Origin of the sequence: Mesorhizobium sp. ISC11 (assembly GCF_037162595.1) — a bacterium.
GTDB lineage: Bacteria > Pseudomonadota > Alphaproteobacteria > Rhizobiales > Rhizobiaceae > Mesorhizobium > Mesorhizobium ciceri.
Window position 1 is genome coordinate 6,402,024 of sequence record NZ_JAVSPW010000001.1, and the last position, 25,340, is coordinate 6,427,363.

The window sequence follows — 25,340 nt, forward strand, 5'->3', positions numbered from 1 at the left end:
AGGCCCACCACCAAATGGTCTTGATCGAACGCATATTCATGGCGAAATCCATAGCTGCGAAAAGAAGGATGCGCAACAGGTTTGAAAGTCTGTTCGTTGGCCGCCGCTTCTCAGGCTCATGGCACATCGCCAGAGCCGACAGTGCCGCTTAGAGTGCTCATCCAACAGCAGGAAGACGGGAAAATAACCATGACCGAGCAGATCGAGCGTGCGCGGACGTTTCATTCCCTCCACGTCAAGGGCAACCCGGTCGTCCTCTACAATGCCTGGGATCCGGGTTCGGCCAAGATCATCGAGAAAGCGGGTGCCAAGGCGATCGCCACCGGAAGCTGGCCGGTCGCGGCCGCGTTCGGCTACGCCGATGGCGAGAAAATCCCGCTGGAACTGGCGCTCGACAACATCAAGCGCATCGTCGGGTCGGTCGACCTGCCGGTGACCATGGACCTCGAGGGCGGCTACGGCGTTGACCCGGAAATCGTCGCTCGCACGGTGACGTTGGCGCTGCGGGCCGGCGCTATCGGTTTCAATTTCGAGGATCAGATTGTCGGTGGCAGCGGCCTGCATGACATTTCCGTGCAGGCAAAGCGCATCGAAGCCGCGGCGGCGGCCGTCAAGGCTTCCGGCATACCGGCGTTCATCAACGCTCGAACCGACATCTTCCTCAAGGCGAAACCGGATGCGCATGATGACGTTCTGCTCGACCAGGCCATCGAGCGCGCACAGGCCTTCGAAAAAGCCGGCGCGCACGGCTTCTTTGCGCCGGGCCTTGGCGACGAAGGCCTGATCGAGACGCTCTGCAAGGCAATTGCGTTGCCGGTCAACATCATTGCGCTGGCGCATGTGCCGCCGCGCCAGCGGCTGGCGGAACTGGGTGTCGCCCGCATCAGTCACGGCCCGGTGCCTTACCGGCAGATGGCGGAATGGCTGGAGGCGAAGGCGCGACTGGCTATTTCGGGCTAAGTCAGTCCTCCAGCGTTCCCGATCGGGCATCAGTGCTCTTCCTGTCGCCGACCAGCTTCAGAAGATCTTCGCCGGCGCGGATGATGCGGCGCGAGCGGCGGGTCAGGATGATGCCGTCCTGCGGCGCGAACACTTCGGTGCGGCCATCGGCTTCACCCGGTGCATGGACGATGGTGGCGAGGCGCGCGCCCTTGGCGACGCGGTCGCCGGGCTTCACGTCATAGAGCACGGCACCGGCCCGTGGCGCCGGCATCATGTCGATGTTTTCCAATGGCGCCACGAAGCCGGTGAAAGGACCCGGCGCGGGCAGGGCGCTGTCGGCGATCACGCCGCGCGCCACCAGCAGCCGGTAGAGGCCGTCGGCGTCGGCGGCGGCCAAGGCACCATCGACATCGAGGATGCCGCGATATTCGACGGTGGTGGCGACGCGACGGTCGAGCTTGGCCACATCGGCGGGGACGTTCTGATAGGGCATGATCGAGGCGCCCTCGAAGGTGCCGTCGGTGTCTTCGCTCCACAGCACGACCGCGTCGACGCCCATGGCCGCGGCGCAATCGGCCATACCAGGCCACAGGCTTGTGTGGACGTAGAGATAGGCGAGGCCCTCGTCATCGCAGTGCAGGTCGAGCACGATGTCGTGGCCGAGCGACAGCTGCACCAGCCGCGTCTTCAGCCGCTGGTCGACGCTGCCAAGGGTGGTGTCGGGCAAGAGCGCTGTGTCGGGCGCCGCAAGCAGCGGAAAGCCGCGGTTGAAATTGGTGCGCGTGCCGAGATGAAAGCGGCCCTGATGCTCGCCGAAATGATATTGCGCCCGGCCGATCGGATTGGCCCAGGGCACGATGGTGAGATTGCCCTTGATGCGGCCTTCGGCTTCAGCCTTGTTGAGCATCGGCATCAGCGCGTCGATGGCGACGACACCCGGCAACTCGCCGGCATGGAGTGCCGCCTGCAGATAGGCCGAAGGAGCAGCCTTGTCGGAACCAGTGAAGCGGAACAGCGGGAATTCGTAGGAAACCCCTTCGCTTTCGCCGGCGATGCGTTCGATCGATTTCTGCATGACTTCCTCCATCAGGAGCGAGAGACATGCGATTTGAAGGCGCCGATGTCGATTGGTCCAGCCTGCCGCGCTATGGGCGCAAGAGACTATTCAGCCGGAAGCGGGATGACCGGCGCGCGCCGGTCCAGCGCCTGCGACAGCACAGCGACGGTGACTGCCAAAACAGCGAGTGCTGCGCCGACCAGCGGCAAATTGGCATAGGAAACACCGGCGGACAGGGCCACGCCGCCTATCCAGGCGCCGCTGGCATTGCCGATATTGAAGGCGCCCTGGTTCAGCGTGGCGGCGAGGTTCGGTCCCTCGGAGGCCGCCTCGACGACCCGGATCTGCAACGGCGGCACGACGACGAAGATGAGCAGGCCCCACAGGAAGACGATGCCGATGGCAACGCTGGCGATTGCGCCGAACTGCCTGAATCCAACGAAAAGCAGGGCCATCAGCAGCAGGGTGCCGATCACTGTCGGCATCAGTTTCCAGTCGGCCAGTCTGCCGCCGATGATGTTGCCGATGGTCATGCCCGCGCCGAACAGCAGCAGAACCCACGTGACTGCCGAGGTCGACAAGCCCGATACCTCGGTGAGGTAGGGTTTGATGTAGGTGAAGACGGTGAACAGGCTTGCGGAGGTCAGCGCCGCGATCAGCATGGCCAGCCAGACCTGCAGCTTGCCCAGCACGCGCAGCTCGCCGCGCAGGCCGCCACCGCTTGGCTCGGCGACATCGGACGGCACCAACCAGGCGATCGCTGCCACCGAGATCAGGCCGATACCGACCACGGCAACGAAGGTGGAGCGCCAGCCGAACGCTTCGCCAAGTGCGGTTCCGGCGGGAACACCCAGGATGTTGGACAGCGTCAGCCCGGCGAACATCAGCGCGATAGCGCTGGCGCGCTTGTTGCGCGGCACCAGGCTGGCGGCAACGACCGAGCCGATGCCGAAGAAGGCGCCGTGGCCGAAAGCGGTGAAGACACGCGCGGCCATCAGCGTCCAGTAGTTGGGCGAGATGGCGCAAAACAGATTGCCGACGACGAACAGCACGGCCAGCCCGACCAGCACCGGCTTGCGCGGCAAATGCGCAGTGGCCATGGCGACGATCGGGGCGCCGAAGACGACGCCCAGCGCATATCCGGTAACCAGCAGGCCCGCCGCGGGGATCGACACGCCGAGGTCGGCGGCGACCTCAGGCAGCAAGCCCATGATGACGAATTCGGTGGTGCCGATGCAGAAGGACGCAATGGCAAGCGCAAGGATCGGCAAGGGCATGGTGCGTCCAGACTGAATCGGTTCAATTCCAGACTGCGCGAAGCACGCCACCGTGCGCAAGCTGCATTGCTGCATTGCAGCGATGCAGAAAAGGAAGAGCTTTAAAAATGGGTCTTCAACGGGCTGTCACGCCAGCGGCTTCAGCTCCTGGGCAATGGTGGGCAGCAACTCCGAAACATTGGGATGGATGTGCACGGCACGCGCCAGCGTGTCGACGGGCGCCTTGGCGTACATCAGGTCGAGCACACAATGGATAGCCTCGTCGCCGCCGGGGCCGAGCACCGAGCAGCCGAGGATCTCCCTGGTGTCGGCATCGACCAGGATTTTCATGAAACCCTGCGTCTCGCCCTTTTCGATAGCGCGGCCGACGCGGGTCATCGGCCGCTGGCCGACCAGCGCGCGACGGCCGGATTTCTTCACTGCGGCCTCGGTCATGCCGCAGCGGCCAAGCGGCGGGTCGATGTAGAGCGCATAGGCTTCGATCCGGTCGCTGACCCTCCGCGGATCGTTGTCGAGCAAATTGGCGGCGACGATCTCGTAGTCGTTGTAGGAGGTGTGGGTGAAGGCGCCCCTGCCGTTGCAGTCGCCCATCGCCCAGATGCCGGGCACGCTGGTGCGCAGCTGGTCGTCGACGGTGACAAAACCGCGCTTGTCGACCTCGACGCCGGCCCTTTCCAGGCCGAGATCGTCGGTGTTGGGCGTGCGCCCCAGCGCCAGCAGCACATGCGAGCCGACCGCCGGTGGCTTGCCGGCGGAGAAGGTCACGGCGATGTCGTCACCCTGTCTGGCGAAGGCAATGTCGTCGGCGCCGACATGGACCGCGATGCCTTCGTTTTCGAGGATCGACAGGATGGCGGCGGAGACATCCTCGTCCTCGCGGCCGGTCAGGCGCGGGCTCTTCTCGACGACGGTGACTTCCGCGCCGAAGCGGCGGAACATCTGAGCGAATTCGAGCGAGATGTAGCTGCCGCCGACGACGACGAGATGGCGCGGCAGCACGTCGAGATCCATCATCGACGAGTTGGTCAGATAGTCGATGTCGTGGATGCCGGGAAGGTCGGGCACCGAGGCGCGGCCGCCGGTGTTGAGGAAGATCTTTTCGGCGGTCAGCAGATCGTCGCCGACGCGCACCGTGTTGGCGGATTCGAAACGCGCATGGCCGCGATAGAGGGTGCACTTGTCCATGCCGGCAATCCAGGTCTCGAGATTGCCGCGAGCGTCGTTTGTGACCTTGTCCTTGCGCGCCTTGATCACCTTGTAATCCACGCCGACCGGCCCGGAGAGCGTCACGCCATAGTCGGCGGCGCGGCGCGCCAGATGCGCGGCATAGGCGCTGGCGACCATGGTCTTGGTCGGCATGCAGCCGGTGTTGACGCAGGTGCCGCCGACCAGCTTGCGCTCGATCAGCGCGACGCTCATGCCGGCGGCCGTCAGCCGCCCGGCCAGCGGAGGGCCAGCCTGTCCGGCACCGATGATGATGGCGTCGAAGGTTTTCGTCGTCATGCCACCGCCGCTACGATCAGCAGGCCGCCGATGATCGCCACCGCGTCCTCGATAAAGGCGGCGGGCGGATCCTTGCCGAAGGCGGCCGCGAGCCGGCCGCGAGCTTCGGCGCCGCCCAGCGTGCCGATGACAGCGCCGATGGCGCCCGCGATCAGGCCGCCGATGGTGGCGCCACCGGTGGCGCCGATCACCGCGCCGGTGAAAGCGCCCGTAACGATGCGGGCGCCGAACTGCTGGGGTACTTTACGGCTCGGCGTCGACGGCAACTGGTCGGTGACCAACTCGACAATGGCCAGGATGGTGAAGATGCCGACAGCCGCCCAGTGGCTCATGAAGCTCGCCCAGGTGCCGGCAACCGTCAGCCAGCCGAGATAAGCGCCCCAGGCAATGGCGGCCGGCGCCGTCATGGCGCGAAGACCGGCAATGACGCCGATCAGAAGTGCGAGAATGTAGAGCATGGTCGATCCCCCTCGATCACGGGCCAAGACGGCCTTGAGTCACAGGCTACCATAGGTCCAATATTTGACCAGTACTGGCATCGGCGCTTTTGGCTGCACTTGTGCTTTGCAAGGACGTGAACTGGAGACCGCATCATGGCTGAGAGCGAGCGCGTGAAGATGGTGGCCGGCGAATGGTATACCTGCCTCGATGACGAACTGGAGTCGTTGCGGATGATAGCGCGCGATGCGGTGTTCGAGCACAACTTGCTGCCGCCTCGTCAACGCGGCAATCTCGGGCCGGGTCTGAAGGCACTGCTGGGAAGAGCCGGCGAGGGCGCCCGTATCGAGGCGCCGTTCCACTGCGCCTATGGCTTCAACATCTTTCTCGGCGACGGCGTGTTTCTCAATGCCGGCTGCACCATCCTCGACACGGCGAGCGTGCGCATCGGCAAGGCAACGCTGCTCGGCCCGAACGTGCAGATCTACTGCGCCGAGCATCACAAGGAGGCCAGTGGGCGGCAGGCCGGACTGGAGGTCGCCCGACCGATCGAGATCGGCGCCAATGCCTGGATCGGCGGCTCAGCCGTCATCCTTGGCGGCGTCAGCATCGGTGAAGGCGCCATCGTCGGCGCCGGTGCGGTGGTGACGCGCGACGTGGCGGCGAACGCCACGGTGATCGGCAATCCGGCGCGGCCGGTCAAGCGGGGCTGAACAGGTCAGGACGACAGGACATACGTCATGCGCTCTTCCTGATCGCCTCGCCTGGAAAACTCGCGCCGGTATTGCGCCGGCGATGTCCTCAGTCTCGCGGCAAAATGCTGGCGCAGCGAGGTGGCGCTGCCGAAGCCGGCTTCGAAGGCGATCATGTCCATCGATTTCTCCGTCGCTTCCAGCAAACGCTGCGCCAGTTCGATCCGCTGGCTGGTCAGCCAATCGCCAAAGCTGGCGCCGATCGATTTCTGAAAGCGACGGGTAAAGGTGCGGCGGGTCAGGCCGGCGGCCTCGGCGACGCGGTCCAGGCTATGCGCCTCGCCAAGCGTCGCGCGAACCGCGTCGAGGGCCTGGGTGAAGCGGTCGGCGTCCGCGCTTCTTGCCACCGGATGCTCGATGAATTGCGCCTGGCCGCCCTGGCGATGCGGGGAAAGCACGATCTGGCGAGCAAGCCGCAGTGCTGCTTCCGCGCCATAGCGGGCGCGCACGATGTGGAGACAGCAGTCGAGGCCGGCGGCGACGCCGGCCGAGGTCACGACATCGCCATTGTCGACGTAGAGCACCGCGGCATCGACAGCGATGTCGGGATGGAGTGTTTGCAATTGTTCGCAATAGGCCCAGTGCGTCGCGGCACGTCGGCCCGAAAGCAGCCCGGCCGCTGCAATGGCGAAGGTGCCGAGGCACAGGCCGACAATCAAGGCGCCGCGTTGGTGCGCATGGCGCAGCGCTTCCATCAGCAGCGGCGATACCGGTTCGCTCAGATGATGCCAGCTCGGGATGATGACGATATCGGCGCCGTCGAGCCCTTCGAGCCCATGCGGCGCGGCAATTGTCAGCCCGGCTTCGGTATGGATCGGGCCGGCCTTGACCGCGCAGATGCGGAAGTCGAAGCGCGGCAGGCCAAGCGCCGTCCTGTCCTCGCCGAAGACCAGGCACGGTACGGAAAGATGGAACGGGCTGATGCCGTCAAAGGCGAGGACGGCAATGATCGGGTCGGTCATGAGTGCTTCCAGCGGTTGAATGCGGATTGTCCCAATTCTTTCGAATGATGTCAATCGGGCCACTTTCGGCTGTCTGGCAGCCCGCCTATCTTCCATCCATCGAATTCAAGCCGGAAAGGAAACACCATGTCTGACCCAGCCAACACCACGCCGCGCCGGGCGCTGATCGTCGTCGATGTGCAGAACGATTATGACGGCGGCAATCTCGCCATCCAGCATCCGCCATTCCGCGACAGCGTCGTCAATGTGGCACGCGCCATGGATGCAGCGACTGCTGCCGGCATCAAGGTGGTGGTCGTCAAGCAGATGGCGCCCGAGACCTCGCCGATCTTCGCCAAGGGCAGTCACGGCGGCGAACTGCATCCCGAAATCGCTAGGCGCGAGCGCGACCATTATGTCGAAAAGAACCTGCCCTCCGCCTTCACCGGCACTGATCTGGAAGACTGGCTGCGCGCCAATGCCATCGATACGATCACGGTGGTCGGCTACATGACGCATAATTGTGACCTGTCGACCATTATCCACGCCGTGCATATGGGCTTTGCCGTCGAGTTCCTGTCGGATGCGACCGGCTCGGTGCCTTACGCCAACAGCGCCGGCTACGCCTCGGCCGAGGAGATCCATCGCGTGGTCACGATCATCCTGCAGTCGCGCTTCGCCGCCGTGCTCAAGACCGCCGAATGGGTCGAGTGCCTGCAGACCGGCGCGCTGCCGGAGCGCGACACGATCTTCGGCTCCAACCAGCGGGCGCTGTCGCGCAGCGCTGCTTAGGGCTATCCGAAAAAACAGAAAGGGCGCCGCATCGCTGCGGCGCCCTTTCTGTTTGAATTGAAGGATTTTAGAACAGGCCTTCGATATTGCCGGCCTCATTGAGGAAGATCTTTTCCGAGGACGGCGCCCTCGGCAGGCCCGGCATGGTCATGACCTCGCCGCAGATGATGACGACGAAGCCGGCACCGGCCGAAAGCCTGACCTCGCGCACCGGCACGGTGTGGCCGGTCGGCGCGCCGCGCAGGTTCGGGTCGGTCGAGAAGGAATACTGGGTCTTGGCCATGCACACCGGCAAATGGCCGTAGCCGGCGTCTTCCCACGCCTTGAGCTGGTCGCGCACCGACTTGTCGGCGATCGCTTCCGAGCCGCGATAGATGCGCTGGACGATGGTGTTGATCTTCTCGAACAGCGGCATGGCATCGGGATAGAGCGGCGCGAACTGCGAGGCGCCGGATTCGGCCAGTGCCACCACCTTGTTGGCGAGATCCTCGATCCCGGCCGAGCCGTGTGCCCAGTGCTTGCACAGGATCGCTTCTTCGCCCATCGAGGCGACATAGTCCTTCATCGCCTGGATCTCGGCGTCGGTGTCGGAATAGAAATGGTTGATGGCAACCACCGCCGGCACGCCGAACTGCCTGATGTTCTCGATGTGGCGGCCAAGATTGGCGCAGCCCTTCTTCACCGCTTCGACGTTTTCCTTGCCGAGGTCTTCCTTCTTGACGCCGCCATTCATCTTCATGGCGCGCACGGTGGCGACGATGACCGCCGCTGCCGGCTTCAGGCCCGCCTTGCGGCACTTGATGTCGAAGAACTTTTCAGCACCCAAATCGGCGCCGAAGCCGGCTTCGGTGACGACATAGTCGGCGAGCTTGAGCGCCGTCGTGGTGGCGACGACCGAGTTGCAGCCATGCGCGATGTTGGCGAACGGCCCGCCATGCACGAAGGCCGGGTTGTTCTCCAGCGTCTGCACCAGGTTCGGCTGCATGGCGTCCTTCAGCAGCACAGCCATGGCGCCGTCGGCCTTGAGGTCGCGGGCATAGACGGCTGACTTGTCGCGGCGATAGGCGACGATGATGTCGCCGAGGCGCTTTTCCAGGTCCTTCAGGTCGGTCGACAGGCAGAGGATCGCCATCACTTCCGAGGCGACGGTGATGTCGAAACCGCCCTCGCGCGGGAAGCCGTTGGCGACGCCGCCGAGCGAGCAGATGATCTCGCGCAGCGCGCGGTCGTTCATGTCCATGACACGGCGCCAGACGACCCGGCGGGTGTCGATGCCGAGCTCATTGCCCCAGTAGATGTGGTTGTCGATCAGCGCCGAAAGCAGGTTGTGTGCGGTGGTGATGGCGTGGAAGTCGCCGGTGAAGTGGAGGTTCATGTCCTCCATCGGCACGACCTGCGCATAGCCGCCGCCGGCGGCACCGCCCTTGACGCCGAAGTTCGGGCCGAGCGAAGCCTCGCGGATGCAGACGATCGCCTTCTTGCCGATGCGGTTCAGGCCGTCGCCGAGACCAACCGTGGTCGTGGTCTTGCCTTCGCCGGCCGGCGTCGGGTTGATGGCGGTTACGAGGATCAGCTTGCCGTCCTTGTTGCCCTTCACCGATTTGATGAATTCGGCTGATATCTTGGCCTTGTCGTGGCCGTAGGGCAGCAGGTGTTCGGTCGGGATGCCGATCTTCTGGCCGATCTCCTGGATCTGCTTTTTCCTGGCGCCGCGCGCGATCTCGATGTCGGACTTCACTTCGGCCATGACGGCTTTCCTCTGGATTGGACGGTGGAGGGGACGGGTTTGGTCTTACTGGCAAGCAGGTTGGAACCGGGCGCGGGCATGTTCTAACCCTGTCGCTGCCGCGGCGTCAACTTGTATGCAACTATGTTTCCTCTTGAGAAAATTCTTCTGCGGACCGGCCGACCTGTCGTCGGTTCTTCCTGGCTCCGTTGCCGCGCCGTATAGAAGCCAGAGGACGCGTCGTTCCGCCGTCTTAAAACAGCCGCACAATGCACGGAATGCGACAGAGGCGACGGCGCAAATTCACCATCGCCTGGTCCCTAATGGAACAGCGCTACTGCGTCAGAACGTTGCTGATTTCGACCATGTTGGAGCGCACCCTGAGCACATAGAAGCCCATCGTCGTCAGATGCGTCGGCAACAGCCAGCCATCCTCGCGGCCATTGGCGATGATGAAAGGCTGGATCTTCAGCGCCGAAACGAACTGCGAGTCCATCGTGTCCCAGAGGTTCTGCAGATGCTTTTCCTTGATGACGTCCTCGAAGTCGGCCTGGGCGCCCTTCATCAGGCCGTAATAGCCATAGAGCTGGCCATAGGCGAACCAGTAGCGGTCGTCGGCGCGGAAGTCGAACCAGCCATTGTTGTGGTTCTCGGCGCGTTCCTTGAGGATCGCCGAGGTCGAGCCGATGTCGGACGAGATGCGGTCGATATACTGTTTCAGATTGTCGGCGCGGGCGTCGAATGTCGCCTGGCAGGTGGCAAGGCGAGCGTTGAAGGAACGCAGCATGCGCACGGCGTCGCGATAGTAGCTCGGCGTCGGTGTCTTGGGGCCGAACGGGTTCAGGCCGAAATACCAGGTCTCCTCGTCGAACTGCAGGTTGCCGCGGGCATTCTGCAGATCGCTGTCGATCTGCGAGGTGGTGCGGACGCGGCCGAGATTGTCGGCGAGTTCAGTCGCCGTGCGCCGCACCGCCTGGTTGATGCCGCGCTGGAAGGAGGCCTTGTTGTCCATCCACGGCGTGTTGTCCCAGTCGATGCCGAACAGGCCGAGCTTGTAGAGGATCATCGACGAGATCCAGGCATTCTGGTTGACGTTGAAGTCGGTCAGGTCGGCGGCGATCTGGGCAATGCCGGAGTTGCCGCAGGTCTTGGCCGTGTCGGTGCCGGCGCCGGCGGAGACCTGTTCGCCAGCGGAGACATTGCGCTTCTCGAACGTGTAGGTGTCTGGATAGTTCGGGTTGAAATTGTTCCACCACTGGGTGGCGTAGAAGAAATTGGCATAGAGGCCGATCAGCACCAGCAGAGCAAGGCCGACCGCCGCCTTGAGGATCCAGCCGCGTTGCGTGTACCAGCGTCCGGCCCACAGGAACGGCCACAGGATGACGCCGATCAAAAGCCCGATACCGCGGCCGATCCACTGGAAAATGCGGGTGAAGAAGTTCACGATCGGATCGAGCATGGCTGTGTCACCCCCCTCAAGCATGATGCCAAAAAGTTGCAGACTTTTTGGATAACATTATGCGCCAAAACAAGAAGTCAGAACGAAATAACGGTTCATTTCGTTCTAGTCAGTCAGGCCGTAGAGGCGCGTGCGAAACGCCACCTTGTCCTTCAAATATGTGGTTTTGAGAACGTCCACAACATGCGATCGCCAGGCGTCGCTGAAGCCGCCATAGTCCTTGTAGAAGCCGTCTTTGTTGAAGATGTAGCGCGAGACGAAGTCCGACGGTACGAAATCCGAGATCAGCCGGTTGGTCAGCCAGGCGTCAGGATGGTCAGGCTTGGCGCGGATCACCAGGAAGCGCTGCTGCGGGAAGACATCCTCGATCTTCAGGTGGCCGAGCTGGGAGATCTCGCGCTTGGCGGCGTTGAGGAAAGGGAAATTGCCGTCCCTGGTGATCAGGTCGGCATGGCTCTGGATCCAGGTCTGCAGCCAGACCTTGTCGACATTGGTCAAGTTGCGGTTCGGCTCGGCATCGCGGATCAGCGCGCGCACCACCATCTCGGCGCGGTGCTCGAGATAGCCCGAGGCCTCGACCCAGGAGGCGCGCGGCAACTCGATGCGGCCGGTGGTGGCGAGGAACTTGAACACCTTGTCGGCGTCGTTAATGGAGAGATAGCTGACCTGCCACGGCCGCGAACGGCGGAAGCCTGGCGCCGCAGGATCGCTGATCACCGTCGTCACATCCGGGTCGACGAAGACGTAAAGGCCACCGAAATGGCTGGTCCAGTAGGCGTTGTGGCGGAAGATCACCTGGTCGGGCACCAGCGCGTTCTCGCGGATGTCGCCGCAGATCTTGGCGAGCTCGACCATGCGGTTCAGCATGGCGCTGTCGCGCCAGGCGTCGGGCTCCTGCTTCAACCGGTCGACGAGCTTGCCGAGCTCGGCGGCCTTGCCCAGCACATCCTCAGCCGACAGCACCTTGAACTCGACCTGGCTGATCGACAGCAGGTCCTCGATATCGTTGACCTTGGGAACGGAATCCTCGATCTCGCCGTAGATGACATCCTTGATCGTCAGCGCATCGATGGTGCGCTGGTTCTTGGACATGAACTCGAACATCAGCTGCGAGGTGTTGGAGAAGGCGGTGTGCACCACCGGCAGGTCGATCTGCGACGGCGTCAGGATGATGAAACGGCGGTTGACCTCGTTGGGATCGAGATAGTCGTAGTCGTCGCATTCCTCGGCCACTTCGGGCGAAAAGCCGGTGCGATCGATCTGGAAGGTCTTCAGCTTGGTCGGCTTCAAGCCGAATGCGGCGAGCGCCTTGTTGTAGCGCTGGATCAGATGCGGCTCGTCGACCGTCAGCAGCCGGCCATAGATCAGCTCATTGTCGCGCAGGAGATCGGGTTTTTTGGCGGGGCTCATCTTGCCTTCTCCCACAAGGGGTGAAGGGAAGGCCGGCGCAGCTCACGCATTCCATAGCCCCTTCTTCTTCATCTCCTCCATCTCGCGCGCAGCCCGTTCGCGCAGGCGGGCGTCGCGCAGCAGTTTTTCCACGGCGGAGTCGTCGGACTTGTCGGAATAGCGGAACTCCGAGTCGGCGTAGCGGTTGATCTCCTGCATGACCATGTCCATCGAGAACGGCCCGCGCAGTTCCTCGATCATCGCTTTCTTCTCGTCGTAGCCCTTGTGCATGAAGACTTCCGGCTTCTCGAACCAGTCGTCGGGAAGCTCGATGTCCATGGCGCGCATCTTGATGGCGTCGGTGACATTCTTGATGGCGCGACCGGTGAAGCGGGGCTCGGCATCCTTGATCAGGTGCAGATAGGTGCCGATATCGGCCATCGATTTCGGCGCGCCGTTCTCCTTCATGTAGCGCTCGTAGACCTTCATCAGCCCATCTTCCTGCGGCTTCTCGTGCTCCTCATAGGCTTCGGTCACGGCGCGCTGGATTTCCTGCGCGGCGTAGAGGTCGTGTTCGCCGAGCGGGATCTTGTGGTTTTTCCCCGCCAGCAGGACAAAAATATCGATGTAGTCGTCGCGGCTCTGCGGCCCGTCGACCAGCCAGCGGGCGCCGGCGCGCTGGCGCAGCGCGTCGTCGACATTTTCGGGGTAGTTGGAGAACATGCCGAATGAGCAGTTGCCGCGCACCACGGTGGCGGCGCCGGCGAAGGCGTCCATCAAGACGCCTGTTATTTCCTGCTGGCCGGCCGAGGCGCGGTCGTCGGAGCGGCGCGCCGCCACCTGGTCGATGTCGTCGATGGTGCCGAAGCCGATGACGCGCGGGTTCAAGACATTGTTGATGAACTGGCGGCAGTTCTGGCCCGACTTGCCCTGGTAGGACGAGATCTGGTCGACGCCGAAATTCTCGTAGGCGAAGGGATAGCCGGCGACCTGGCAATAGCCGTTGACGAGGCCGGCGATCATCTGGATCAGCGTCGTCTTGCCGGTGCCGGGGGCGCCGTCGCCGATGAAGGTGAACAGGAAGCCGCCGAGCTCGACGAACGGATTGAGTTCGCGCTCGAAATCATAGGCCATCAGCATCTTGGCGAGCTTGACCGACTGGTATTTGGCGATGTGGTTGCCGACGACCTCTTCCGGCTTCTTGAAGGTCATCACCAGCGGTTTTGAGCGCTTGCCCGGCGCGACGTCGAAACCATCGAGAGTGAAATCGTCGGCATCGATGCGGATATGGGCGTTCTCGAACGGGCCGATGCCGTCGAAGCGGCCCTTGCGGGCCAGAAGCCCGTCGATGGCGACGCGGGCGAAGGCGCGTGCCCTTGTCATCAAATCGGCATCATCGGACGATCCCGAGATCGCCTTGTCGAGGCCAGCGAGGATCGACTTCACCGCATCCTGCGGCGTGTCGAACAGGAAGTCCGGTTCGGGGATGTCGTTGGGTGCCTCGCCGTCGCTGTCGATCAGCTGGAACAGGTAGGAGGCGAGGCTGAAGGCGGAGATGTAAGCCGAGGCCGACAGAAGCTTCTTGAAGGTGGCCGCTTCGTCGCCTTCGAGCGGCGCGCGGGTATTCCTGGCCTGCAGGCTTTCGAGGTCGGAGCCTTCGGCAAAGACGTCCGATATGGCCAGCGCGATCGCCGTGCCGCGCCGGGCGCGAAACAGGAGCGTGTGCTGCGGGATGGTCAGCAGCTGGTCGTCGGGATGAACGGCGCCGACGGTCTTGGCCAGCTCGACCTCGCGCGTGCGACGCACCGAGCCGACCGAGACGGTCGAGACGAAGCGGCGGTTGGTGCCGGCAAGCGCGGTGCCGGACTCCCGTGACGGGTCCTCCAGCACGACGATGCGGGTGATGAAGCTCTGCGCGGTGGCGCGGTGCTTCTCGATGGCGGCTTCCGGAATGGTGGTCAGGCCGGTATCCATGAAGGGTGCTCCGTGGTGTGACGGTCAGACGTCTGAGATGACCTGTCCGTTGGACAGGATATGAACCTTGTAGCCGGCAAAAATCTTCTGTGCTTCGCCGGCGGCGTAGAGTGCCTGATAGGCCTCGTGCGGAATCAGCGCATGGTTTTCATAGCTCGACACGCCCTGACGCGCGGCTTCCAGATCATCAGTGTTGATGAAGAATTCCTGCGTTGTCTTCTCACTCGAAAACAGGCCCTTGCGGCCGGGTTTCTCGCTCTTGGAATAGACCTCCTGGATCGTCCAGGTCAAAAGCCAGGCATTTTCCGGCTTGCGCACCTTGGCCAGAACCTCGGTCACCGTCGAATTGTTGTCGGTAATCCCCACCGAATAGAACGGGCCGAGCACGACGCGGCGCAGCTGCTTGGGGTGCAACGGTTCGAAATCCTTGTCGAGGTTGACCGCGATGGTCGCCGGCGACAGCGTATAGGCGGAGTTCTTCTCGGTGAAATCGTCGAAACGATGGGCAAGCTCGGGATTGAGCAGGCCGTCGACCGGCAGCGGAATGTCGACCGTCTCGTTGAGTTTGCCGTTTCTGTCGACAAGCTGGCGGATCATCGCGTCGGAAGAATCCTCCACCGTCACCATGTAGACCAGAGGCAGGTTGGCGCTGCCGTCGAACGTCGCCCAATGGACGAGATAATAGGGCCGTCCCGTCTTCGGATTGACCGAGACCTTGGCGGTTTGCGCCAGCGTGAAGGGACCGAACGTGTTCTCGCTTTTCACGTCCTCGAGATAGAGCCGCTCGGCCATCGACTTCTGCAGCGCCTCGGGGAATTCCTTGTGGCGCAGGATGAAGTCGGCCATTTCCTCGCGCAATTCGCCGGCGAGCGGGATGTTGGCAAGCCGCGCGTCGGCCTGGCGGCGGTCGTTTTCCAGTTCGAGCAGGTTCTGGAACACCGGGAATCCGCTTTCGGCCCGCGAAATGCGGAACGTGTCCATGAAGCCCAGCCGGTTGCGCCAGCAGGAAAACGACTTGTCGAGCCGGGCGATGTATTCGGCGACGATCTTGGCGACGATGCCGTGCCGGTAAAGCGGCGAGCGATCGTCGCGCATGAACACTTCAAGGCCGCTCAGCGCGGCCGTGATGGCGGAGAAATATCGTGCCGCCGCTTCGTTTTCGGGGGTCATGCCTGTGCGCTCGCGGGCAGTCCTGTCACTCTAAGACTGCACGTAGTTTGCCGAATTGTGCTTCTTCAGCACCTCGTCGAAGCGGCGGGCAAAGGCATCGTCGGCCAGCTTCTTGCGGCGCTGGATGTCGGCGGTGGCGACCATGTTCTTCTCGTGCATCTCGAGTAGGTCGCCGATGTGTTTTTGCGAAGCAGCACCGATGCCGGCCATGGTTTCCTCGGCGGTGTTGTCGACCTGGCTGCCCAGCGTGTTGATCTTGTGGGCGACGTCCTGCTGGGCGGCGGTCTTCAGCGAATCTTCCAGCGCCTTGTAGAGCACGATGCGCTGCTCGGTATCGATGGTCAGCTTGTTGATCAGCGTCGATTGCGCGGCGATCTGGTTGTTGAGCGAATCGACGAAGGTCTGGAACATCGAGGTGTAGCGCTCGAGCGTCTGGCTCTCGGCCAGCAGCTCCTGCTCCTTGGCCTGTTTTTCGTTGTATTCCGTCGCCAGCTTGGAGCGTTCGCCTTCGAGCTGCGTGCGGTCCTTCTGGCTGGTCGAAGCGGCGATCTTGTTTTCGATGTCGAGCAGCATCGGGTTGAGCTCCTCGATGCGCTTCTGCACGGCTTCGAGGTTGGTCATGGTGGTCTTGCGGCGCTCGATCACCTGCGACAGGCTGGTTTCCGAGGTCTTGTAGCGCTGGTCGAGGACCTCTTTCTGCGCCTTCAATATGCCGACGATGGTGTCGGATTTGACCAGCAATTCCTGCAGATTGCCCGCCAGCGACATGTTGCGGACGCGGTCGGTGCGCATGCGCTGCTTGCTCTGGCTGGAGAAGATACCGATGAATTTTTCCCAGCCGGTGTAGTTCTTCATGCTCTCGAACTCGGAGCCGAAGACGTTGGTGGCGTCCTCCAGGCCGATGATCAGGTCGGCAATGTTGCCTTCCATCACCTTTTGCTGCTTCAGCACATCCTCGATGCGGGCGTTCTCGAGGTCGAAATTGGCGTCGCCGATCTTCTTGTCCGATGTGGCGAGCGTATCAAGCATGGTGCCGGACTGCTCGATCTTGGAGCGCATGTCCTGCACGACCTGCTTGGTCTTGGCAATTTCGGCGTCGAAATTCTGCAATGTCGCCATTGGGGCCTCCCGCTTCGGCATGACGTCGCTGGTCGCGAACAGCGGCGAATATATGTGGGGCATCGGGGGATTGAAAGACGTGAAGACAAGGGCAGCGTGAAAACAAAAGAATCCATCAGGGTCTTGAAAACCAGTGAAGGCGGGGGCCTGGCGTGATTAGCTTGCCTGCCAGCCGTAGTTCAGCTGTCATTGAACTTTCATGCGGCAAGCCGATGGCGCACGGATGCCTTTGTATTCGGCAAATCACTGAAGCAATCGCGGCCGCGATATGCGAGGGGAAAGCCGGTTTTACAGAGCTGACGAACAGCGGATCAGGGCTTGGGATCGGCCTTCAGATAGGCGATGACATTGGCGATGTCGTCGTCATTGGTCAGGCCGCCGAAGGCCATCTTGTTGCCCGGCACCTTCAGCTTTGGGGCCTTGAGATACTCGGCGAGATTGGCTTCATCCCAGACCAGGCCGGCGGCGCCGGCACTCTTCATCGCCTCGGAATAGTGGCCAAGAAAGCTCTCGGCGCTGCCGGCGGTGCGGCCAACGACGCCCAACAGATGCGGACCGACCTTGTCGCGGTCGGTGGCTGCGTCATGGCAGGCCATGCATCGGTTGAAGACCTTCTTGCCCAGGGCAGGGTCACCGCCGGCATGGGCTACGAGCGAGCTGGCAAGGAGAAGGATACTGGCGAACGAAGCGGCTCGAAGCATGGCTGACCCCGGGGAGCTCTGGCTGGCTGCGTTATAGTACCGAGGCCTTAAGAAACGCTGCATCGGGCCGGGGTCAAGGCCGCCGACCGTCAGCCCTTGATAAAGCCGATGAAGTCGTCTGGCGCGGCGCGGCCCATCTCTTCCTCCCAGTGGCGGCGGCAGAGCGAGACATAGACGTCCTTGCCGATCGCCACCTGCTCGCCCTGGCGCGCCACCTTGCCATCGGGGCCGAGGCGCACGACCATCGTCGCCTTGCGGCCGCATCGGCAGATGGTGCGCACTTCGCGCAAATCGTCGGCGATGGCCAGCAGCGCGCGCGAGCCGGGAAACAGCTTGCCCTGGAAATCGGTGCGCAGGCCGTAGCACATGACCGGGATGTTCAGCCGGTCGGCGATGCGGGCGAGCTGCCAGACCTGCTCTTCCTCGAGGAACTGCGCCTCGTCGACGAAGACGCAATGCACCGACGTATGCGCGTGATGAGCGGCGACGCGGGCGAACAGATCGTCGCCGTCGCGAAACATCTCGGCTTCCGTCTCCAGGCCTATGCGCGACGAGATCAGGCCTGTATCGCCCTTGCGGTAGTGGCCGGCGACGAACAGCATCGTGCCCATGCCGCGCTCGCGGTAATTGTAAGAGGCCTGCAAGAGCATCGTCGTCTTGCCGGCGTTCATCGTCGCGTAGTGGAAGTAAAGCTTGGCCATGCCGCTCTTTTAAGCCGACTTGGCCTGACACGGGGAGGGGCCAGAGCGGCATTCCCCTGAAAAAGCCGGCTGGCCAGACAAAAGCGCCTGATGTGTCGCTGATTGGCCAGCCCGCGCCGTTGATCGTGATTGCCTTAATGCTTGAAACCACACCAGAATGGTGTTTGGCTGACGAAACAAGGCGGGCATAGAAACCGTAGCTACGCTTCGCCAAAGAATCACAATGGGAGACTGTCTATGTCGCGTATGAACTCTTTCGTCGCCGGCCTCGGCCTGGCGGCTTTTTTGTCAACCAGCGCTGCCTACGCCGGTGATCCGGCAAGCTGCAAGGCGGTGCGCCTTTCCGATGTCGGATGGACCGACATCCAGGCGACGACCGGCGTCGCCTCCGTGCTGCTGACCGCGCTCGGCTATGAGCCGCAAACGATCCAGCTGTCGGTGCCGGTGACCATGGCGTCGCTGAAGAACAAGGATCTCGACGTGTTCCTCGGCAACTGGATGCCGTCGATGACCAACGACATCAAGGACTATACAGCCGACGGTTCGGTCGAGACGATCAGCACCAACCTGACCGGCGCCGGCTATGGCATCGTCGTGCCGACCTATGTCGCCGACGCCGGCGTCAAATCGCTGACCGATATCGGCAAGTTCAAGGACAAGTTCAACGGCAAGATCTATGGCATCGAGGCCGGCAATGACGGCAACCGCATCATCCTCGACATGATCAAGAACCCGAAGGACAATCTCGAAGGCTTCGAGCTGGTTGAATCCTCGGAAGCCGGCATGCTGACGCAGGCCGAGCAGTCGATGAAGAACAATGAATGGATCGCCTTCCTCGGCTGGACGCCGCATCCGGTGATGGGCGCCATGAAGATCACCTATCTCGACGGCATGGGCGACAGCGGCTTCGGCGCCGCCACCGTCTACACCAATGTGCGCAAGGGCTACACCACCGAATGCCCGAACGCCGGCAAGTTCATCGCCAACCTGAAGTTCAACCTGGACATGGAAGGCGAGATGATGGACGCGATCCTCAAGGGCGGCGACGCCAATACGGTTGCAACCGACTGGCTGAAGAAGCACCCGGATGCCGTTGCCCCGTGGATTGCCGGCGTGACCACCTTCGACGGCGGTGACGCTGCCGCCGCCATCAAGACCGCGCTCGGAAGCTGAGCCGACTGAATTCGGCAAAGCCGAACCAGGAAGGGCAGCCATCTTAGAAAAGGCTGCCCTTTTTCATATCCTGTGACAAGATGACGACGGCCGAGGCCGAGGGGCAGGGCGGTCTCCTGCACGAGAGGGGCGATATGGATCCGATTTCGAAATTCATGGTCGATCACAAGATTCCGATCGGCGCCTGGGGAAAGGCCTTCTTCGGTTTCCTCACCGACAATTTCGACACTGTGTTCAGGGCCTTTTCGAATGGCCTCAATTTCCTGCTCGACGGGCTGGTCGGCATCCTCTTGATGGTGCCGCCGGTGCTGCTGGCGCTGGTCATCGCTGTTATCGCCTGGCTGCTGCAACGCTCGCGGCCACTTGCCATCGGCGTCTTTCTCGGCCTGATCTTCATCATCAACCAGAACCTTTGGAAGCAGACGGTGCAGACGCTGGTGCTGGTCGTCGCGGCCGCTGCCATGGCCATGGCCATCGGCGTGCCGCTCGGCATCTGGGCAGCGCACAAGCCGAAGGTCTACCGCGTCATGCTGCCGGTGCTCGACCTGATGCAGACGCTGCCGACCTTCGTCTACCTGATCCCGGTGCTGACGCTGTTCGGCCTCGGCAACGCGCCCGGCCTCATCGTCACCATCATCTTCGTCATCCCGACCGCGGTCCGGCTCACGCATCTGGGCGTCGTCTCGGTGCCGAAGTCGATCGTCGAGGCCGGCGAGGCTTTCGGCGCCACCAAGAGCCAGCTGCTGTGGAAGGTGGAACTGCCGTCGGCGCTGCCCACCATCATGGCCGGCCTGACGCAATCGATCATGCTGTCGCTGTCGATGGTGGTGTTTGCCGCACTGATCGGCGCCGGCGGGCTCGGCACCGAGATCAACCGGGCGCTCGGCTCGCGCCGCATCGACCTCGGGCTTGAGGCGGGGCTTGCCATCGTCGTTTTGGCCATCGTGCTCGACCGGATGACCCGCATCGCCGTTGGAGGCAAGAAATGACCGTCGCCGTCGATTTCAGGAACGTCGATATCGTCTTCGGCGCCGACCCGGCCGGATCGCTGAAGATGATCGACGCCGGCGCCAGCCGCGCCGAGATCCTCGAAAAGACCGGCAATGTACTGGGCTGCGCCGGCGCCAGCCTGACCGTGAACGAGGGCGAGATCTCCGTTCTGATGGGCCTCTCCGGTTCGGGCAAGTCGACATTGCTGCGGGCGGTCAACCGGCTCAACGTGGTGTCGCGCGGCCAGGTGCTGGTCAAGGATGGCGACAAGACCGTCGATGTCGTCACCTGCGACGAGGCGACCTTGCGGCGCCTGCGCCAGAAACAGGTGGCGATGGTGTTCCAGCAGTTCGGCCTTTTGCCATGGCGCACGGTGGAGGAGAATGTCGGTCTCGGCCTCGAACTCGCCGGCGTCCCGGAAGCCGAGCGCAAGGAGCGCGTGCAACGCCAGCTCAAGCTGGTCAATCTCGACCAGTGGTCGAAGAAATACGCGCATGAGCTTTCGGGCGGCATGCAGCAGCGCGTCGGCCTGGCGCGGGCCTTCGCCACCGAGGCGCCGATCCTGTTGATGGATGAGCCGTTCTCGGCGCTCGACCCGCTCATCCGCACCAAGCTGCAGGACGAATTGCTGCAGCTGCAGGCTGAATTGAAGAAGACCATCATCTTCGTCAGCCACGACCTCGAGGAGGCGCTGAAGATCGGCTCCCACATCACCATCATGGAGGGTGGGCGCATCGTGCAAACCGGCGCGCCCGAAGACATCGTGCTGCGGCCTGCCAACGACTATGTCCGAGACTTCATCGCCAATGTGAACCCGCTGTCGGTGCTGACCGCCTGGAACGTGATGCGCGACCGTCGCGATCTGGAGCACGGCAAGGACGGCTGGGTCTGGCTCGACCGCCGCAAGACGACGCGCTTCAAGATCGACGACCACGGGCTGGTGGCGGCGGCCGAACGCGACGGCAAGCCGGCGGTCTGGGTGTCGTGCGCCGACGTTGAAGGCCAATCCGAGGAAGCCGCGCAAGTGTTCTGGGCCAACCCGGGCACCTCGCTGAAAACCGTCATGCTGGCCATGCACCGTTCGCAGACCGCTCCGGTAGCGCTGTTTGACGACCAGTCGCGCTTCGTCGGCGCCATCGGCATTCGCGACGTGCTGAGCGCGGTGTTGCGGCGGTAGTTTCTCCGGAATCCAACGGCGCGAGGCGCGGCGACCGGGCGCGCCTTGTTTTTATGCCGCCAGCGGCAGGCGCAGTTGCGTCAGCAGGCCGCCGCCGGGATTGTTGGACAGGCGGATCTCGCCACCTGCGGCGCGCGCGATGTTGCGGGCAATGGTCAGGCCGAGACCAAGACCGCCGGTCTGGCGGTTGCGCGATTGTTCGAGGCGCACGAACGAGCCGAACACGGCGTCGATCTGCGCCTGCGGTATGCCAGGCCCTTCATCGCGGATGGTGAGCAGGATCATGTCCTCCGACCGGCGCAGCGAAAGATGCGCCTTCTTGCCGTAGGTGACCGCGTTCTGCACCAGATTGGTGACGCAGCGCTTGAGCGCGACCGGCCGCGCCATGCAGATCAGCCCGCGCGAACGGGTCTCGTCGTCGAACGAGACGTCGTCATAGCCGTCGGCGATCGATTCCACGAGCGACCAGAAGTCGATGCGTTCGTTCTTTTCCTCGGTCACTTCGAAGGTGGCGAAGTCGATCACCGAGCTGGCGATGCTCTCGACATCGGCGAGGTCGTGCGCCAGCGCCTCGCGGACCGCCGATTTGCGCAACAGCTCCAGGCGCAGGCGCATCCTGGTCATCGGCGTGCGCAGATCATGCGCCAGTGCCGCCGCCAGATGTTCGCGGTCCTCGACATATTCGCGCAACCTCGCCTGCATGGCGTTGATCGCCTTGGCGGCGGCACGCACCTCGCGGCTGCCGCCCTCGGCGATCGGCGGGCTCTTCAGATCCTTGCCAATCCGGTTCACGGCGGTTTCCATCATCCGGTAGGGCGCCGTCAGCCGGCGCAGCGACCAGATCGACATGATCACCACCAGCCCTGCGATCAGCGAATAGAGCGGCAGGCTGTCGAAGCTCAGGATCGGGCCGACGGGCGTGATCGGTTCGGTGAAATTCAGCCATTGGCCATCGGCGAAGCGCAGCGATGCCGTCAGCTTGTCGCTCTGGGCGAAGTCGGCGGCCAGCACCAGAAGGTCGCGCTCGACCTGGCCGATGTCGGGTCCTGGCGTCGTGCCGTCCGCGTCGTCGGCCTCGCGCGTCGCCGGATCGCGGCGCACGCGTGCATCGGTGATGCCGAATTTGGACAGCCGGCCGACGAGGATGTCTTCGAGTTCGGCCAGTTCGTCGTCGCCGGCGATCGACGAAGTGACCGCCGGCGTGTCCGAAACGGTGAGCGCGTAGGTCGAGTTGAACAGGCCGGTCGCCGTCGCCTTGCGCTCGTCCGGACTGGCGTCATGCATGAGCTGCACCAGCGAGAAGGCACGGTCGTTGAGCCGGTAGAGGTCGACGACGTCGTTGGCGGCAGCGCGGTCGCGCGAGACGATGTAGAGGGTCGCGACCTGGCTGATCAGCAGGCCGGCAATGACGATCAGCAGCACCCAGACAGGCAAGGTCTGCGGCAGGAAACGTCTCATTCGGAGGTCGTCTCGGGCAGGAACTGGTAGCCGCCGCTGCGTACGGTCAGGATCAGCTTGGGCGTCTTCGGGTCGTCCTCCATCTTGCGCCGCAACCGGCTGACCAGGATGTCGATGCTGCGGTCGAAGGAATAGTCGCTGTCGCCGCCGGACAGTTCGATGAGCTGGTCGCGGGTCAGCACACGCTGCGCACTCTTGACGAAGGTCTGCAGCAGGTTGAATTCGGCCATGGTCAGCTCGACCCTGACATCGTCGGGTGCGATCAGCCGGCGCCGGGCACAGTCCATCGTCCAGCCGGCGAAGCGGTAGATCTGCTTGGTGGTGGCGCGCTTCGGCTCGGCGGCGCCATTGCGCCTGAGCACGGCCCGGATGCGCGCCAAAAGCTCGCGCGGGTCGAAGGGCTTGGGCACATAGTCGTCGGCGCCCATTTCCAGGCCGACGACGCGGTCGGTCGTCTCGGTGACGGCGGTCAGCATGATGATCGGCGTCGAATACTGGGCGCGCAGGTCGCGGCACAGCTCCAGCCCGCTTTTGCCGGGCAGCATCACGTCGAGGACGATGAGGTCCACCTGGACGCGCCGCAGGATGGTCTCCATCTCGATGCCGTCGGCGGCAACCGAGGTGTGCAGGCCCCGCTTCTGGAAGAATTCCTGCAGCAGGTCGCGGATGCCCTTGTCGTCGTCGACGATCAGTATGTGTGCATCGGATTTCACAGCAGCCCTGTCATTGTTGCCAAGCCCTTCTGTCTTTGATTGCCAAGCCCTTCGGTCGCAACCCACACGATAGAATTCAGGCCATATGTTGGCCAGTGGCTATGATGGGGTTCACACCGGCTTTCTCAGACACACTCCAGAAACAAAATTCTACAGTTCAGAAAAACTCCTGAAAAATTTCAAAGGCATAACTGATCTCGTGGCGGTCAGGTCATCGGCTGCGACGCTAGTCTCCGGGTTTACGGATAAACCGATGCCAAGGTTGTCGATCAGTTTGTTGGGTGCGTTGCTGGGCTTCTGCCTGGTCACTGCCGCTGTCGGACAATCGGACGCAAAGGCGACGCTCACAACCCGGAGCGAACGGTGCGCCAATCTCAGCCACCAATTTGATGAAGCCCTCGAAACCCATGCCACGGCAACGCAGGTCACCGCGGCAAAGGCACTTCAGAGAAAGGGCAACCGGTACTGCGCCGCCAAGAAACAGGCACAGGGCATCCGGATGCTCGCCAATGCTTTGAAGCTGCTTGGAGTGACGCCGAACGACCCGGTTCAGTAACGCTCCGAAACTTGACCCGCATAAAAAGGAAACGAAGCCATGAAAAAGTCCATCCTCTCCGCAACCGGCCTCGCCGTCGCTCTCGCTTTCGCGATGCCGGCTCTCGGCAACGCCGCCGCCACCACGACCGCTGCTCCGGCTGCTTCGACGACCACCGCTCCGGCGACTGCCGCTCCGGCCAAGGCTGCTCCGAAGAAGGTCGTCAAGAAGACCGTCAAGAAGCACAAGAAGGCTGCTGAGAAGGCCGTCAAGAAGGACGCCCCGAAGACCTGATAAGGTCCGGCATAAAATGCCGGCCTGTTGACCAAGGCCGCTCCAGCTGGTTTCGGTTGGAGCGGCCTTCTTCCTGTCCGAGCCGCTGAAGCCCTGACATTGGCGATGAAGCGGTCGATGGGTTCAACTGATCTTTGGCGAAGTCTGGCACCGGCAGCTTCCGCCTCGACTGACACTTAACCCGTTTGCAACGCCGGCCGTGTAGGACAATCCGCATGAAGAAGCGGCTTTCGTCCATTTTGCGCTCGATGGTGATCGGCGGTCTGGTTGCCTCCGGCCTCGCCAGAGTGCTTATCCTGTTCACCGCCAGCCCGGTCCCCGATCCGGCCAGCGGACGCACCGAGCCTTCGCTGTTCGCGCCGGCGATTTCCACCAACTGGGACTACATAACGCCGGCACAGACCTGGCTGCTGGTCGTGCTGACCGGCGCGACGTTGATCTGCGTCGCCGCGTGGCCGATCGCGACCTGGCTGGAACGCCGGGCGGATGCCGGCGGAAACCGTTTTCGGTCCGATATACCGCCCGCTGCGGCCGTGCGGCAGATTCCCGGCCGTCGCATGTTCGGCCGCCAAGGCCGTTGAACGGCAACCGACACCTTCCCACATGATTGTGAATGGCCGCGTCGGCGGACACCGGTTTCGCGCGTCGATCAAAATGGACGACCGTTTTCACCGGTGCCAGAATGGCGGTCACGTCGCTTACGCAAAACTGTCGGTTCCGATGCCTGAAATCACCACAAAACCGCGTACCCAGATCAAGCCGCAAGTCGAACGGCCAAAACTCTACAAGGTCATCCTCATCAACGACGATTTCACGCCGCGCGAATTCGTGGTGACGGTGCTGAAGGGCGAGTTCAAACTCAGCGAGGACCAGGCGCACCGGGTGATGATCACTGCGCATCGGCGTGGCGTCTGCGTCGTCGCCGTGTTCACCAAGGATGTCGCCGAGACCAAGGCGACGCGCGCCACCGATGCCGGCAAGGCCAAGGGCTATCCGCTGATGTTCACGACGGAGCCGGAGGAGTAGAGCAGGGGGCTTTCCCTTCTCCCCCAAGGGGAG

Annotated in this window: 25 protein-coding genes; 10 read left to right on the top strand and 15 right to left on the bottom strand. The window is 63.0% G+C overall.

Annotated features, from left to right (window positions below):
* The first annotated feature begins 189 nt into the window (after positions 1–189).
* Positions 190–960 carry an isocitrate lyase/PEP mutase family protein gene (locus tag RPF88_RS30850; RefSeq protein WP_024504525.1) on the top strand — a complete coding sequence of 257 codons (771 nt, stop codon included), beginning with the start codon at positions 190–192 and terminating at the stop codon, positions 958–960.
* Between the two features lies 1 nt (position 961).
* On the opposite strand, the gene RPF88_RS30855 is transcribed toward RPF88_RS30850, so the two are convergent.
* From RPF88_RS30855 to RPF88_RS30870, 4 genes are all read right to left on the bottom strand, one after another.
* Complete coding sequence (locus tag RPF88_RS30855) at positions 962–2,017, bottom strand: succinylglutamate desuccinylase/aspartoacylase family protein (RefSeq protein WP_337123824.1); 1,056 nt, start codon at positions 2,015–2,017, stop codon at positions 962–964.
* An 86-nt stretch (positions 2,018–2,103) separates the two neighbouring features.
* The gene (locus RPF88_RS30860) at positions 2,104–3,276 is read right to left on the bottom strand and encodes an MFS transporter (protein ID WP_024504527.1); all 1,173 of its coding nucleotides are present in this window, start codon (positions 3,274–3,276) and stop codon (positions 2,104–2,106) included.
* A gap of 126 nt (positions 3,277–3,402) precedes the next feature.
* Positions 3,403–4,779, bottom strand: coding sequence for an FAD-containing oxidoreductase (locus tag RPF88_RS30865; protein ID WP_337123825.1), 1,377 nt, complete (start codon positions 4,777–4,779; stop codon positions 3,403–3,405).
* Positions 4,776–5,237 carry a membrane protein gene (locus tag RPF88_RS30870; RefSeq protein WP_013529944.1) on the bottom strand — a complete coding sequence of 154 codons (462 nt, stop codon included), beginning with the start codon at positions 5,235–5,237 and terminating at the stop codon, positions 4,776–4,778. Before RPF88_RS30870 ends, RPF88_RS30865 begins: the two co-directional genes overlap by 4 nt.
* A gap of 135 nt (positions 5,238–5,372) precedes the next feature.
* Here RPF88_RS30870 and RPF88_RS30875 point away from each other — a divergent pair, with 135 nt between their 5' ends.
* Positions 5,373–5,930 (top strand): sugar O-acetyltransferase, encoded by a 558-nt coding sequence (locus RPF88_RS30875; protein WP_127370748.1) that lies wholly within the window; start codon positions 5,373–5,375, stop codon positions 5,928–5,930.
* Positions 5,931–5,935: 5 nt separating this feature from the next.
* On the opposite strand, the gene RPF88_RS30880 is transcribed toward RPF88_RS30875, so the two are convergent.
* Positions 5,936–6,931 (bottom strand): GlxA family transcriptional regulator, encoded by a 996-nt coding sequence (locus RPF88_RS30880; protein ID WP_127367389.1) that lies wholly within the window; start codon positions 6,929–6,931, stop codon positions 5,936–5,938.
* Between the two features lie 126 nt (positions 6,932–7,057).
* Here RPF88_RS30880 and RPF88_RS30885 point away from each other — a divergent pair, with 126 nt between their 5' ends.
* Positions 7,058–7,702 carry a cysteine hydrolase family protein gene (locus tag RPF88_RS30885; RefSeq protein WP_127367390.1) on the top strand — a complete coding sequence of 215 codons (645 nt, stop codon included), beginning with the start codon at positions 7,058–7,060 and terminating at the stop codon, positions 7,700–7,702.
* Positions 7,703–7,769: 67 nt separating this feature from the next.
* Here the strand turns inward: RPF88_RS30885 and RPF88_RS30890 are convergent, their stop codons facing one another.
* The 8 genes from RPF88_RS30890 to RPF88_RS30925 all read right to left on the bottom strand — a co-directional run bounded on the left by RPF88_RS30890 (position 7,770) and on the right by RPF88_RS30925 (position 17,941).
* Complete coding sequence (locus tag RPF88_RS30890; protein ID WP_013529948.1) at positions 7,770–9,449, bottom strand: formate--tetrahydrofolate ligase; 1,680 nt, start codon at positions 9,447–9,449, stop codon at positions 7,770–7,772.
* 313 nt (positions 9,450–9,762) lie between these two features.
* Entirely contained in the window at positions 9,763–10,887 is a 1,125-nt protein-coding gene (locus RPF88_RS30895) for a DUF2333 family protein (protein ID WP_013529949.1), read from the bottom strand.
* Positions 10,888–10,992: 105 nt separating this feature from the next.
* Complete coding sequence (locus RPF88_RS30900; protein ID WP_337123826.1) at positions 10,993–12,297, bottom strand: DUF6638 family protein; 1,305 nt, start codon at positions 12,295–12,297, stop codon at positions 10,993–10,995.
* A 42-nt stretch (positions 12,298–12,339) separates the two neighbouring features.
* Positions 12,340–14,250 carry an AAA family ATPase gene (locus RPF88_RS30905; RefSeq protein WP_127366409.1) on the bottom strand — a complete coding sequence of 637 codons (1,911 nt, stop codon included), beginning with the start codon at positions 14,248–14,250 and terminating at the stop codon, positions 12,340–12,342.
* Positions 14,251–14,274: 24 nt separating this feature from the next.
* On the bottom strand, positions 14,275–15,420 hold the full coding sequence (locus RPF88_RS30910) for a hypothetical protein (RefSeq protein ID WP_013529952.1): 1,146 nt from the start codon (positions 15,418–15,420) through the stop codon (positions 14,275–14,277).
* Positions 15,421–15,450: 30 nt separating this feature from the next.
* Positions 15,451–16,539: a hypothetical protein gene (locus RPF88_RS30915; RefSeq protein WP_024504535.1), complete on the bottom strand. Its 1,089-nt coding sequence runs from the start codon at positions 16,537–16,539 to the stop codon at positions 15,451–15,453.
* Between the two features lie 311 nt (positions 16,540–16,850).
* Positions 16,851–17,240 carry a c-type cytochrome gene (locus tag RPF88_RS30920; protein WP_027162174.1) on the bottom strand — a complete coding sequence of 130 codons (390 nt, stop codon included), beginning with the start codon at positions 17,238–17,240 and terminating at the stop codon, positions 16,851–16,853.
* 89 nt (positions 17,241–17,329) lie between these two features.
* Positions 17,330–17,941, bottom strand: a complete 612-nt coding sequence (locus tag RPF88_RS30925; protein ID WP_027162173.1) for a thymidine kinase — start codon at positions 17,939–17,941, stop codon at positions 17,330–17,332.
* Positions 17,942–18,178: 237 nt separating this feature from the next.
* On the opposite strand from RPF88_RS30925, the gene RPF88_RS30930 reads away from it, so the two are divergent.
* The 3 genes from RPF88_RS30930 to choV all read left to right on the top strand — a co-directional run bounded on the left by RPF88_RS30930 (position 18,179) and on the right by choV (position 21,281).
* A complete protein-coding gene (locus tag RPF88_RS30930) occupies positions 18,179–19,114 on the top strand; it encodes a choline ABC transporter substrate-binding protein (protein ID WP_013529956.1) in 936 nt (311 codons plus the stop codon).
* Positions 19,115–19,248: 134 nt separating this feature from the next.
* On the top strand, positions 19,249–20,103 hold the full coding sequence (gene choW, locus RPF88_RS30935; protein ID WP_337123927.1) for a choline ABC transporter permease subunit: 855 nt from the start codon (positions 19,249–19,251) through the stop codon (positions 20,101–20,103).
* Positions 20,100–21,281 (top strand): choline ABC transporter ATP-binding protein, encoded by a 1,182-nt coding sequence (gene choV / locus RPF88_RS30940; RefSeq protein ID WP_127384912.1) that lies wholly within the window; start codon positions 20,100–20,102, stop codon positions 21,279–21,281. Before choW ends, choV begins: the two co-directional genes overlap by 4 nt.
* 51 nt (positions 21,282–21,332) lie before the next feature.
* On the opposite strand, the gene RPF88_RS30945 is transcribed toward choV, so the two are convergent.
* The gene (locus tag RPF88_RS30945; RefSeq protein ID WP_063168853.1) at positions 21,333–22,739 is read right to left on the bottom strand and encodes an ATP-binding protein; all 1,407 of its coding nucleotides are present in this window, start codon (positions 22,737–22,739) and stop codon (positions 21,333–21,335) included.
* Positions 22,736–23,452 carry a response regulator gene (locus RPF88_RS30950; RefSeq protein WP_013529960.1) on the bottom strand — a complete coding sequence of 239 codons (717 nt, stop codon included), beginning with the start codon at positions 23,450–23,452 and terminating at the stop codon, positions 22,736–22,738. The genes RPF88_RS30945 and RPF88_RS30950 overlap by 4 nt, the downstream gene beginning before the upstream one ends.
* A 253-nt stretch (positions 23,453–23,705) precedes the next feature.
* On the opposite strand from RPF88_RS30950, the gene RPF88_RS30955 reads away from it, so the two are divergent.
* From RPF88_RS30955 to clpS, 4 genes are all read left to right on the top strand, one after another.
* A complete protein-coding gene (locus RPF88_RS30955) occupies positions 23,706–24,008 on the top strand; it encodes a hypothetical protein (RefSeq protein ID WP_024504541.1) in 303 nt (100 codons plus the stop codon).
* A 39-nt stretch (positions 24,009–24,047) separates the two neighbouring features.
* On the top strand, positions 24,048–24,281 hold the full coding sequence (locus RPF88_RS30960; RefSeq protein WP_013529962.1) for a hypothetical protein: 234 nt from the start codon (positions 24,048–24,050) through the stop codon (positions 24,279–24,281).
* Positions 24,282–24,496: 215 nt separating this feature from the next.
* Complete coding sequence (locus tag RPF88_RS30965; RefSeq protein ID WP_337123827.1) at positions 24,497–24,862, top strand: hypothetical protein; 366 nt, start codon at positions 24,497–24,499, stop codon at positions 24,860–24,862.
* A gap of 139 nt (positions 24,863–25,001) precedes the next feature.
* Entirely contained in the window at positions 25,002–25,307 is a 306-nt protein-coding gene (gene clpS, locus RPF88_RS30970; protein ID WP_013529964.1) for an ATP-dependent Clp protease adapter ClpS, read from the top strand.
* The last annotated feature ends 33 nt before the right edge of the window (positions 25,308–25,340 follow it).